Annotated in this window: 11 protein-coding genes; 6 read left to right on the forward strand and 5 right to left on the reverse strand. The window is 61.0% G+C overall.

The genetic code is table 11. From position 1 onward, the window contains the following. The 3 genes from OQK_RS22590 to OQK_RS22600 form a co-directional block, all read left to right on the forward strand. A partial coding sequence (locus OQK_RS22590) for an alpha/beta hydrolase (protein ID WP_016774413.1) occupies positions 1-750 on the forward strand: 750 nt, incomplete at its 5' end. Between the two features lie 24 nt (positions 751-774). Then, positions 775-1212, forward strand: coding sequence for a cyclophilin-like fold protein (locus OQK_RS22595; RefSeq protein WP_016774414.1), 438 nt, complete (start codon positions 775-777; stop codon positions 1210-1212). Between the two features lie 141 nt (positions 1213-1353). Further along, complete coding sequence (locus tag OQK_RS22600; protein ID WP_038862086.1) at positions 1354-1986, forward strand: carboxymuconolactone decarboxylase family protein; 633 nt, start codon at positions 1354-1356, stop codon at positions 1984-1986. A 39-nt stretch (positions 1987-2025) separates the two neighbouring features. Here the strand turns inward: OQK_RS22600 and OQK_RS22605 are convergent, their stop codons facing one another. After that, entirely contained in the window at positions 2026-3024 is a 999-nt protein-coding gene (locus tag OQK_RS22605) for an AraC family transcriptional regulator (protein ID WP_050977890.1), read from the reverse strand. A 62-nt stretch (positions 3025-3086) separates the two neighbouring features. Between OQK_RS22605 and OQK_RS22610 the strand changes: the two genes are divergently transcribed. After that, the gene (locus tag OQK_RS22610; RefSeq protein ID WP_016774417.1) at positions 3087-4313 is read left to right on the forward strand and encodes an MFS transporter; all 1227 of its coding nucleotides are present in this window, start codon (positions 3087-3089) and stop codon (positions 4311-4313) included. 5 nt (positions 4314-4318) lie between these two features. On the opposite strand, the gene OQK_RS22615 is transcribed toward OQK_RS22610, so the two are convergent. Then, positions 4319-4942: a TetR/AcrR family transcriptional regulator gene (locus tag OQK_RS22615; protein WP_016774418.1), complete on the reverse strand. Its 624-nt coding sequence runs from the start codon at positions 4940-4942 to the stop codon at positions 4319-4321. A 129-nt stretch (positions 4943-5071) separates the two neighbouring features. Here OQK_RS22615 and OQK_RS22620 point away from each other — a divergent pair, with 129 nt between their 5' ends. Beyond that, positions 5072-6289 carry an MFS transporter gene (locus tag OQK_RS22620; protein WP_016774419.1) on the forward strand — a complete coding sequence of 406 codons (1218 nt, stop codon included), beginning with the start codon at positions 5072-5074 and terminating at the stop codon, positions 6287-6289. An 18-nt stretch (positions 6290-6307) separates the two neighbouring features. Here OQK_RS22620 and msrA read toward each other — a convergent pair whose 3' ends face one another. The 3 genes from msrA to OQK_RS22635 form a co-directional block, all read right to left on the reverse strand. After that, on the reverse strand, positions 6308-6814 hold the full coding sequence (msrA, locus tag OQK_RS22625; RefSeq protein WP_016774420.1) for a peptide-methionine (S)-S-oxide reductase MsrA: 507 nt from the start codon (positions 6812-6814) through the stop codon (positions 6308-6310). Between the two features lie 124 nt (positions 6815-6938). Beyond that, positions 6939-7724: an enhanced serine sensitivity protein SseB gene (gene sseB, locus OQK_RS22630; protein WP_016774421.1), complete on the reverse strand. Its 786-nt coding sequence runs from the start codon at positions 7722-7724 to the stop codon at positions 6939-6941. A gap of 238 nt (positions 7725-7962) precedes the next feature. Continuing rightward, entirely contained in the window at positions 7963-10089 is a 2127-nt protein-coding gene (locus tag OQK_RS22635; RefSeq protein WP_016774422.1) for a TonB-dependent receptor family protein, read from the reverse strand. A gap of 190 nt (positions 10090-10279) precedes the next feature. On the opposite strand from OQK_RS22635, the gene ppk2 reads away from it, so the two are divergent. Continuing rightward, on the forward strand, positions 10280-11095 hold the full coding sequence (gene ppk2, locus OQK_RS22640) for a polyphosphate kinase 2 (protein WP_016774423.1): 816 nt from the start codon (positions 10280-10282) through the stop codon (positions 11093-11095). Positions 11096-11253 lie beyond the last annotated feature (158 nt).

An 11253-nucleotide genomic window follows, 5' to 3' on the forward strand; every position in this document is an offset into this window, starting at 1 on the left:
GGCTTTGTCACCCTGTCGCTGGATCTGTCGTTCTGGGGCGAAAGCGAGGGCGCGCCGCGCAACGCGGTGTTGCCGGACATGTATGCCGAAGACTTCAGCGCGGCCGTCGATTACCTCGGCACACGGCCATTCATCGACCGCGAGCGCATCGGCGTGTTGGGCATCTGCGGTAGCGGCAGCTTCGTGATCAGCGCGGCGAAAATCGACCCACGCATGAAAGCCATCGCCACCGTCAGCATGTACGACATGGGCGCCGCCAACCGTGACGGCCTAAAGCATTCGCAAAGCCTTGAGCAGCGCAAGCAGATCATTGCGCAAGCGGCCGAGCAGCGTTACGCAGAGTTCACTGGCGGCAAGGTCGAATACACCGGCGGCACCGTGCTGGAACTGAAGGCCGACACCCATCCGATCCAGCGTGAATTCTTCGATTTCTACCGCACCCCACGCGGCGAATTCACCCCGGCCAGCTCGACGCCGCAACAGACCACGCGGCCGACGCTGAGCAGCAACACCAAGTTCATGAACTTCTATCCGTTCGTCGATATCGAGAGCATCTCGCCGCGCCCGATGTTGTTTATTGCCGGTGCCAACGCGCACTCCCGTGAGTTCAGCGAAGAGGCCTTTCGCTTGGCAGGGCAGCCGAAAGAACTGGTGATTGTGCCGAATGCCGGCCATGTCGATCTGTACGACCGGGTCGAGCTGATTCCTTTTGCCAAGCTGACGCAGTTCTTCAAGAGCAACCTTAAGTAACTTTCAACGCGACGGAGCAAAGCGATGCGGTTTTTTGCCAACGGCTGGAAGGGATTCGTACTGATGGCATGGCTGCCCGTTGCTCTGTCTGCACCGACCGCTATGGAGGCCAGCACGATGTGGATGACCGTCGGAGAACAGCGTTTTGCCATTGCTCTGGATGACAACCCGAGTACGCGGCAATTGCTCACGCGATTGCCGCTGAGCCTGGAGATGACCGACCTGCACGGCAATGAAAAATACGCCACCGTGCAGCCGCCATTGCCCACCCAGCCCTACCGGCCGGGCACGATCCACAACGGCGATTTCCTTTTGTATGGCGACGATACGTTGGTGGTCTTCTACAAAACCTTCGATTCGTCCTACCGCTATTCGCGTCTTGGCCGCATCGAACGCCCGCAGGACTTGGCCGAAGTCTTGGGGCGTGGCGATGTGCGGGTGACGTTCACTCTGCATGAGTGAGGAGAGTCATTGATGAACCAGAAATCGTTAAATCAAGGGCGTCTTCTGCGCATCGTCGCCCTCGGCTGCGCGGTCCTCGCCAGTGCAGCCTGCGTGAATCCCCTCTGCGCCAATCCTTCCCGATCACCGGAGAAACCGATCATGAAAGAACAGCCTCTGACGCCTGAACAACTGGCGATCGCCCCGATTGCCGCCAACGCTGCCATCGGCGACATGCCGCGTCTGCACGACGCACTCAATCGTGGTCTCGATGCCGGGCTGAGCATCAGCGAGACCAAGGAAATTCTGGTGCAGCTGTACGCCTACGCCGGCTTCCCGCGCAGCCTCAACGCTTTGTCATTGCTGATGAAGGTTTTGCAGGAACGCGCCGCGCGGGGCATCGAAGACGTGCCGGGACGCGAGCCGGGTCCGGTTCCGTCGGGATATGCGCTCACCGAACTCGGCACCGACAATCAGACCCGCCTGGTCGGTGCGCCAGTGTCCGGCCCCCTGTTCGAATTCGCCCCGGCGATCGATCAGTTTCTGAAAGTGCACTTGTTCGGCGACATCTTCGCCCGCGACAACCTGGCATGGACGGATCGGGAACTGGCAACTGTTGGTGCGCTGGCAGCGATGGCTGGGGTGGAATCACAGCTGGAGTCGCATTTGAAGATCAGTCTGAATGTGGGATTGACGATTGAGCAGTTGCGGCAAGTGGCGCAGGAGTTGGAGGCGCGTGGGGATTTGCAGGCTGCTGAGCGGGTGGGCGCGGGGCTGGACAAAATCCAGCGGTGAGGGCGGCTCGGATTCATTGCCGCTCTGTTAATGCAATTCTTATAGTGCGCGCTGGCGCCGACTCGCTCCCGGTGAGCTTCCTGTTATCCGCTTGAACGCACGACTGAACGCCGCTTGGGAGGTGTAGCCCAGGCGCTGCGCCACTTCTTCGATCGGCAGTCTTTCCAGGGTCAGCCACTGACTGGCCAGGCGCATGCGCAGTTCGGTGGCGTAGCGCAGCGGCGGGGTGCCGAGGGTGCTCTGGAAGCGTTCGGCGAAGACCGAGCGTGAGGTGTTGCACAGCGTTGCCAGTTCGGCGACGCTCCAGTCGCGCCCCGGTTGTTGGTGCAGGGCCAGCAAGGCCTGCGCCAGGCGAGGGTCGCGCAGGGCGGCGACGAGACCGGAGGCATTGCCGCAAGCGCATTCGACCCAGCCGCGAACAATCATTGCCGCCACTACGTCGGCAAGGCGCGCGAGAATGCCGGCAAAGCCAATGCGCGCTGCGCTGACTTCGCGTTCCATGGTCGCGAGAATCGGCATGAGTCCCGGATAGTGCTGGCCACCGGCGTCGATCAGCATAAGACCCGGCATCAGCCGACCGAGGCCTTGCAGGCTGCCGAGTTCGAACTCCATACAGCCACTGAAGAGCAGGGCGCTATCGGGCAAATCGGCGCTGTGTCCGACCTGCACCGCGCAGACCGTGTCGCCGAGCGGTGCGGCGACGGCGTTGTCAATGTCCTGCACCTCGGCGTTTGGGTGTGACAGCAACTGGTGCGCGGCACCGTGGGCGATGAACACTGCATTGCCCGCCGACAATTCGTACAGGCTGCCGTCCTCCAGTCGCAATACCGTCGATCCAGCGGCGACGAAGTGGAAATACGCATGGCCGGACTTGTCGCTAAAACCCAGACCATACGGCGGACCAGCGTGGATCCGACGATATTGCACGCCACGCAAACGCATGCTGCGCAGCAATTCAGTGATCAGGTCTGATGACAGTGAAAAGGGATCGGTGCTGCTCATGTTCGGGGTTTCGATCAAAAGTTCAAGACTGCGCATCATAGATCATCCGGTTTGCCGCCAATAGACTGCCCTCTCGAAATGTCCAAGGGAGTCTTGAAATGAATGAACGTGTAGGTGATGGGCGAACTGACGGGGAGCCGCTGGTGCCTGCGTGGATGGCGGTGTTTTCACTGGCGATGGGTGTGTTTGGTCTGCTCACGGCGGAATATCTGCCGGCCAGCCTGCTGACGCCGATGGCGCTCGATCTTGGCGTCAGCGAAGCGCTGGCCGGGCAAGCGGTGACGGTGACCGCGGTGGTCGCGCTGTTTGCAGGATTGCTCGTACCTGGGTTGACGCGCAGCCTTGATCGGCGGCTGGTATTACTCGGCTTTTCGGCACTGATGATCGCCTCGAATCTGCTGGTGGCGTTGTCGTCCAGCCTCGCAGTGTTGCTGATCATGCGAATCCTTTTGGGCATAGCTCTGGGCGGATTCTGGAGCATGGCGGCGGCCGTGGCCATGCGCCTGGTGCCGGCGGCGCTGCTGCCCCGCGCGTTGTCGATCATCTTCAGCGGGATCGCCGTGGGTACCGTGGTGGCGGTGCCGTTGGGCAGCTATCTCGGCGGCCAGTTTGGCTGGCGCAGTGCGTTTTTCGCAGCAGCAGCGGTGGGCGTGGTGACGCTGGTCTTTCAGATGTTCACGCTACCCAGTCTGGCGCCGCATCGTCCGTCACGCCTGCGTACGGTGCTTGAGGTGTTGCTGCGACCGGGCATTGCCGTCGGCATGTTCGGCTGCGTATTGGTACACACCGGTCATTTTGCGTTGTTCACCTATATCAGGCCATTTCTGGAAAGCACCACCGGCGTCGGCCCGCAGACGCTGGCGCTGATGCTCCTTGGTTTCGGCGTGGCGAACTTTGCCGGCACGCTGTTCGCCGGCTGGCTGTTGCAGCGCAATCCAAGGGCAACGTTGGTGCTGATGCCAGTGCTGGTGGGCGTTGCTGCTCTGGCGTTGGTCGGGTTACCGGCGTCGGTCACCGGGCAGGCGTTGCTCTTGGCGCTGTGGGGGATGGCCTTTGGTGGCGTGCCGGTCGCATGGTCGAACTGGGTGGCGCGCTCGATACCCGATCAGGCCGAAAGCGCAGGCGGCATGGTCGTCGCATCGGTGCAGTCGGCGATTGCCGCAGGCGCCGCCGCCGGCGGTTCGGTGTTCAGTTTCAGCGGTATCCATGGTGTGTTTGTAGCGGCTGGAATTCTGATGTTGCTGGCCGCGCTGCTGATTGCACTGAAGGTCAATGTCGATGTGCCGGAGCCGGGTTCGGCGCCGGTGGCACCGGTGCATTTGTGATTTGATCAATCCGCCTTACGCGTGACGGCAATGTCCCAGGTTTGCATGACCTGAGTGATAGCAGCATCAATGTTATCCAGCGCGGTGTTGTCTCTGGCGAGGATGGATATGCCCTGCAGGAAACTGTCGAATACCGTCGCCATCGCCGCCGCACTTGTGCCGCTGGCCAGCTCGTCGGCATTCACAGCGCGTTCGACGCAGGCTTGAATGCCGGCACGGGTGCGCTGCCTTGAGTGGGTCAGGGCTTGCGCCACATGGGCGGTTTCCGGGCTCGGTGCGCTCATGACGCCGAGGGTAACCATGCAGCCCTTGGGGTGTGTGTCGTCGCACTGCATGCGTGCCGACTGGCGCAAAGCGGTCTCGATCGCCTGGCGTGGTGGCAGGCTGTCGTCCCACAGGCACTCGGTGACTTGCGCATAGGTGGTTAAATAACGCTGCACGCATTCATCGAACAACGCTTCCTTGGAACCGAACGCGGCGTAGAAGCTAGGTGCAGAGATACCGCCACCCAGGCCTGCCTTCAATTGGGCCAGCGATGTCGCGTCGTAGCCGTGTTGCCAGAACAGTTGCAAAGCCTGATCGACGGCGTCGTCGCGATCAAACTGACGGGGGCGACCGGTTCTCGCCATGACCTGACTCCTCATTGATTTAATATAAAGACTAGTCGATACAGAAATTGTTGACAACGCTGCGCATGCACCCTCAGGATCTAGATCGATCGGTATTTAAATCTGAGTCGGTTTTTCGAGGAGCTTCCAGTGACACCTTCAATCACGTTAACGGCTACGCCAAAAGGTCTGCCCATCGGCGCTTTGCTGGCGCTGGCCATGACTGGCTTCATCTGCATCGTCACCGAAACCCTGCCGGCGGGCCTGTTGCCGTTGATCAGTGAAGGCCTGGCGATTTCGCCGTCCATGGCCGGGCAAATGGTTACCGCGTACGCATTGGGTTCCGTACTGGCGGTGATCCCGATGACCATCGCCACCCGGGGCTGGCGGCGCCGCAACGTGCTGCTGCTGACGATTGTCGGTTTCCTGCTGTTCAATTCGATTACCGCGCTGTCGTCGCACTACGGCGTTACGCTGGTCGCGCGGTTCTTCGCCGGGGTTGCAGCGGGTTTGGCATGGAGTCTGTTGGCCGGCTATGCGCGACGCATGGTTGAGCCCGAACAGCAGGGCAAGGCGTTGGCACTGGCGATGGTCGGCACACCGATTGCGCTGTCGCTGGGCGTGCCTCTGGGTACGTGGCTCGGTGGGCTGGTCGGTTGGCGCACTACATTCGGCCTGATGTCGGCGCTGACCTTGGTACTGATCGTCTGGGTGCTGGTGAAAGTGCCCGACTACCCGCCGCAGCCGGCCCATCAACGCCTATCGCTGAGCAAAGTCTTGACTACCCCGGGCGTGCGTCCTGTGCTTGCAGTGGTGATCAGCTGGATGCTGGCGCACAACATTCTCTACACCTATATCGCTCCGTTCGTGGCGCCGGCGGGCATGGCCGAGCGGGTGGATGTGGTGTTGTTGATCTTCGGCATCGCCGCGCTGGTCGGGATATGGCTGACGGCGAAGCTGGTCGAGCCGCTGCTGCGCTCGACTGTTCTGCTGAGTTTGGCGACCTTTGCCGCGGTCTGCGTGGCGCTGGGTTTTGGCGGACGCAACCCAGAGGTGATTTATCTCGGCGTGGCGGTATGGGGTTTGACGTTCGGCGGCGCGGCGACGCTGTTGCAAACGGCGCTGGCTGACGCGGCGGGCAACGGAGCGGATGTCGCCTTGTCGTTGAATGTAGTGGCGTGGAACAGCGCGATCGCTGGCAGCGGTGTCGTCGGCGGCGTGCTGCTCGATCAGTGGGGCGTTGCCTCATTTCCGTGGGCCATGCTGGCACTGGTCGCTATCGCCTTCGCCATTGCCTGGGGTGCCCGGGCCCACGGTTTCAAGTCGGGCCCGCGCTCTGTAGAAGCTTCGGTGGTGGCGGGGCATTGAACCCCGCCAGCAGTTTCTTCAACCGCGCTTCGGCAGTTTCCAGTTAGGCCGGATGAAATGGCAAGTGTAGCCATTCGGAATCCGCTCCAGGTAATCCTGATGCTCGGGTTCCGCTTCCCAGAACGGCCCGGCCGGTTCGATTTCGGTTACCACACGGCCCGGCCACAGCTTCGAGGCGTCGACATCGGCAGCGGTGTCTTCGGCGACGGCACGCTGCTCGTCGTTGAGGTAGTAGATCGCCGACCGGTAGCTCGGGCCAAGATCGTTGCCTTGACGGTTGGGCGTGCTCGGGTCGTGGATCTGGAAGAAGAACTCGAGGATCTGCCGGTAGCTGATTACCGCCGGATCGAATTCAATCTCGATGGCTTCGGCGTGGTTGCCGTGGTTGCGATAGGTCGCATTCGGGACATCGCCGCCGGTATAGCCGACGCGGGTTTTCAGCACACCCGGATAGCGGCGCAACAGATCCTGCATGCCCCAGAAGCAGCCGCCGGCGAGAATGGCAGTTTCGGTTTGAGTGGTCATGGTGTGTGCTTCCTCTCGAGACGATGTGGGGATACCCACTGTTATGAGGGCGGGTTGAGAGAATCCAAGGTTACGCTCATCAGAATCGACCACTGGCCTGCTGATCAAGCGGCATGCAGGCGTGTCAACCAAAGCCAAATAACGAACGCAGCCTGCTCGGTGACTTGCGTTCGTAGAACGGTTTGGTCTCCCTGAGGAAGTAATCACTCAGCCCGGCTTGTCCCGTCAGCACGCGGCAAAAATCAACTGGTCCGCCATCGGGGGCTGTGTCCGCAGCGACATTGCCGGCTTCGCGCATGACCTGTTCGATATCGCCATCCGCTTCGATGCCGACGATCAAGTGCGGTTTTTCATCAATCGAGGGGTCGTGCATCAGCGCCAGGAATGCGCGTTTCACATTGGCGTGTTTGGCCAGCAATTGCGAGAGCGAATGGACCATCGTCGATGGGTAGTCCGAAGGCTGTCCAAGCAAGACGTTGGTTTCTTTTTCCACGGTACGCTGCGTGGCGGGCCGGCCGATTTCGCCTGAGAGCAGGCGTTGCACTTCCGCCGGAAGAAATTCCTTGCCGTACGGCGACTTCGGATTCAGAAAAAGCAGCGCGCCCAGCGTGATTTCGAACAATGATCGGGCGGGTATCTCCACATAGCTCTGCTCGCTGTCGATGGATTGTTGCAGCGTTGGCAGCGAGGAGAAGAACGGAATGACCGGCGTGCCATCGGGCTTCTGCCAATGAGCGATGCTGATGTTGCTGCCGGCTTCGAGATTGACATGACCTTGCGCCGCACCGGCGGTGCCGAGGATGTAGACAGTGGAATCCAGCAGGGTGCGATAGAAGTCAGGGCGATGCGCGGGTTCGTCCGCGGCCAGCCGGAGCGATGTTTCCAGAGGGTTTTCTTGGGAAGTATCCATGAGGTCAGTCCGTTATTTTCAATGGAGAACGATGATTACCTGGTCGGTCCGAGGAGACGTGCTGTCACGATGATACTCGTCCAGAGATTCGAACCCTGCGTCGTTCTAACCAACACCACAAAGCCAACTGTGGGAGCGAGCCTGCTCGCGAAGGCGTCGTGTCAGTTGAAATAACTCACGGCTGATACACCGCTTTCGCGAGCAGGCTCGCTCCCACATTTGAATTTCGCGTTGGGTCTTATAGCAAACTCCACGAAACCCCAACATAAACCCCCATCCCTTCACCCGGGGTCGACCGCGCGGCATCCAGACCTTTGTCGTCATACCCCGGCGTGACCGTTGCCGCATAACGCTTGCCGGTCAGGTTGCGCATGTCGACCCAGCCTTGCCAGTCGCCCTTCGGCGCGTTGTAGCCCAGCGTGGCGCCGAACAGGGCGTACGGGTCGGCGTAGTAGCTGTTGGCGTAGTCCACGGCAACTTTGGACACCAGTTGCGTGTTCACGGCGGCGAAGAAGCCCTGCGGCCAGTCGTAACGCAGTTCGCCCTGGTAATAATGCATCGGCAGGCCCGGCAGGCGGTTGTCGCCGAAGCGTTCGTCGTCGCGGTAGTGGAAGTCGCTGAAGGTGTAGGCTTGGCGCAAGCTCAGCTGGCGGCCGTCGGCGGCGGTCCAGAGTTTGCTGTTGAGGCTGGCCTCGATGCCCTGGTGCACGGTCGGGCTGGCATTGAGTTCGTAGGGCGTGACGGCGTTGGCGTCCGGCAGTACCGAGAGCAGTTCGTGACGAACTTGCGCGTAGTACCAGGCCAGGCTCCATTCGCCCAGTTTGCTGTCGCCACGGCCACCGAGTTCCAGAGTGGTAGCGGTCTGGTTTTGCAGTTCGACCGGGTCGCGCTGGGTGCCGGTGGCGGCGCCGTTGCCGGCAGGGAAGCGCACGTTGGAGCTGTAGATCAGCGACCACGGGTGCGGTGCTTCGACGGAGCGGCTGAGGTTGCCGAACACTTGCACGTCGGGGGTGATCTGATAGCGCAGGCCGATGCGCGGTGCATAGTCCCAGTCGCTGAGACTGGTTTTGCCGCCGCCCTGCGGATAGGTCACGGCGCTTTCGCGGCGGGTGTAGATCGCGGCGAGGCCGGTGGTCAGCCAGAGGTCGTCGGCAATTTCCAGGTCGTTACCGAAATGCAGCACGGTATCCGAACCCTGATAGGTGAAATTACGCATCCGCGTGCCCGGGGCGTAGCTGGCGGTGTTGCCACTCGGGATGCGCACGAACTCGCTGGCGCCGTCGTTGGGCAGGTGCTTGGTCACGCGCAGGCCGACATTGCTGCGGCTTTCCATGCCGAACAGGGTGTCGCGGCGTTTGTAGTCGAAGGTGCCGCTGACGTCGGTATATGCCACCTTCAGCCTGTTGGGGCCTTCGCGCAGATCCATCGGGTAGTCGTGGTAGGCGAGGCCGGTCTGGATGCTCGAATCGTCATCGAGGTAGAACGTGGTCTTGTTGCCGATGAACGTGCTGCCGGGCTGCTTGCGGCTGTCATCGCGGGCCACATACGCCGGGTTGGCTGCCCGTGGGCTGTGTTCGATGGAATGCTTGGTCACGCGACCGGCGAGGTCGTTGTCGGTTTCGCGATAGCGAAAGTAGAAGCGGGTTTCCAGATTCGGGTTGAAGCGATAGCCGAAGTTGGCGATCAGGCCTTTGCTCTCGCTGGCGGTGTGGTCCTGATAGCCGTCGGCGTTGGCATCGGTCAGGGACACGTAGTAATCGAAATTCCCCAGCACTTGCCCGGAGCTGACTTGGCGCTGCTGATAGCCATGGCTGCCGGTGGCGTAGCGCACTTGCAGCTTCGGCGCGGTGTAACCGGTGTGGCTGACGTAATCGATAGCGCCGCCCAGCGCCAGCGCGCCGCGATCGAAGCCGTTGGCGCCGCGCAGCACTTCGACATGGTCGACCCACAACGGCTCAAGCAATTCATACGGCGTGCCGCCGGGGCCGGTGAGGGGCAAGCCATCCAGCATCGTGTACAGCCCCGACGCATGGGCGCCGGGTGCGCGGTTGATGCCTGAACCGCGGATGGAAATCTTCACGCCTTCGTTGCCCGCCGACTGCGCATACACCCCCGGCTGATAGGCCAGCACATCCTGATTGCTGGCAACACGGCCCTGCAACGGCTGGCGCATGTCGACCACGTCGGTGCCGCCGGGAACCTGCTCAAGGCGTTCCCGCGCTTCTTCGACCGCTGCATCGCTGCCACTGCGCTCATCTGCCGAAATCAGCACTTGCCCCAGCTCCAGACCTTGGGTCTCGGCCATCGCCGGGCAGGCCAGGGCCAGACCGAGCAGGGCAGTGGGCAATGATTTGGACGACGGCATCGAAAAAACTCCAGCAAACAGGGGATCGGGCAATGAACAGTGCGACGTCGGAACAAACCCAGGAAACACATGGCGACAGGGCTTTTTTGCCCGACGATGGCAAACAATCGGGCGTGAACTAACCTCACGGATCAGGGCCATCGGGTCAATAAACAAATTCAGCGGGCTGTTGAAGCGCGAGGACAGGTTCATGGCGAAAGACAAGAAGAAACCTGCAAAGGCAATCGAACGTCCACGCTTGAAAAACAAGGACTATCTGGAACAGCTGCGCAAGCTCCACGTTGAACTGGTCAAGCTGCAGGAATGGGTCATCGCCAAAGGTGTCAAGGTGTGTATTGTTTTCGAAGGGCGCGACGGTGCAGGCAAGGGCGGGGTGATCAAGGCGATCACCGAACGCGTCAGCCCACGGGTGTTCCGCGTGATGGCATTACCGGCGCCAACCGATCGCGAAAAGAGCCAGATGCATGTGCAGCGCTACCTGCCGCATCTGCCGGCAGGCGGTGAGGTGGTGATTTTCGACCGCAGTTGGTACAACCGCGCCGGCGTCGAACGGGTCATGGGCTTTTGCACCGAGGAGCAGGCCGACAAGTTTCTCAAGTCGATTCCTTGGGTGGAGAACGCCATCGTTGATTCGGGGGTGATCTTGCTCAAGTACTGGCTTGAGGTCAGTCCGGAGGAACAGACCCGCCGGCTCGAAGCGCGAATCAATGACGGGCGCAAGACCTGGAAATTGACACCAATGGATCTGAAATCCTACAGCCGCTGGTATGACTACTCACGGGCGCGGGACGAGATGTTCAAGCATACCGACACCGATTGGGCGCCGTGGAGGGTTGCCGACTCCAATGACAAGCGTCGTGCACGGCTGAACATCATCACTGATTTGCTCAGTCGCATCCCCTATGAAGAGGTCAAGCGCGACGAGGTCGAGTTGCCGAAACGGCAGAAGCCGGGCAAGTATCGGGAGCCGGATTATGCGTGCAAGCGGGTGGCGGATCGTTTTTGACAGTTGTGGGGGTTTTCAAGGCTTGGCGGCCTTTGGGCCGACCAGGCTTTGGTTGGTTTGGGTGAATATCCGTTTTTTGCGGTGTTGCGGCTGGCGGTTTCGCCGTTACGGCGAGTCACCTTTTCTAGACGCCAAAAAGGTAACCCAAAACGGACTTG

The organism is Pseudomonas sp. R62, from assembly GCF_000257605.1.
GTDB lineage: Bacteria > Pseudomonadota > Gammaproteobacteria > Pseudomonadales > Pseudomonadaceae > Aquipseudomonas > Aquipseudomonas atacamensis.

Excerpts from the sequence above, each read along its gene's own strand:
- OQK_RS22610 (WP_016774417.1), top strand. The coding sequence starts at position 3,087 with ATGAATGAACGTGTAGGTGATGGGCGAACTGACGGGGAGCCGCTGGTG.
- OQK_RS22605 (WP_050977890.1), bottom strand. The coding sequence starts at position 3,024 with ATGCGCAGTCTTGAACTTTTGATCGAAACCCCGAACATGAGCAGCACC.
- OQK_RS22635 (WP_016774422.1), bottom strand. The coding sequence starts at position 10,089 with ATGCCGTCGTCCAAATCATTGCCCACTGCCCTGCTCGGTCTGGCCCTG.
- OQK_RS22595 (WP_016774414.1), top strand. The coding sequence starts at position 775 with ATGCGGTTTTTTGCCAACGGCTGGAAGGGATTCGTACTGATGGCATGG.
- OQK_RS22615 (WP_016774418.1), bottom strand. The coding sequence starts at position 4,942 with ATGGCGAGAACCGGTCGCCCCCGTCAGTTTGATCGCGACGACGCCGTC.
- OQK_RS22600 (WP_038862086.1), top strand. The coding sequence starts at position 1,354 with ATGAAAGAACAGCCTCTGACGCCTGAACAACTGGCGATCGCCCCGATT.
- ppk2 (WP_016774423.1), top strand. The coding sequence starts at position 10,280 with ATGGCGAAAGACAAGAAGAAACCTGCAAAGGCAATCGAACGTCCACGC.
- msrA (WP_016774420.1), bottom strand. The coding sequence starts at position 6,814 with ATGACCACTCAAACCGAAACTGCCATTCTCGCCGGCGGCTGCTTCTGG.
- sseB (WP_016774421.1), bottom strand. The coding sequence starts at position 7,724 with ATGGATACTTCCCAAGAAAACCCTCTGGAAACATCGCTCCGGCTGGCC.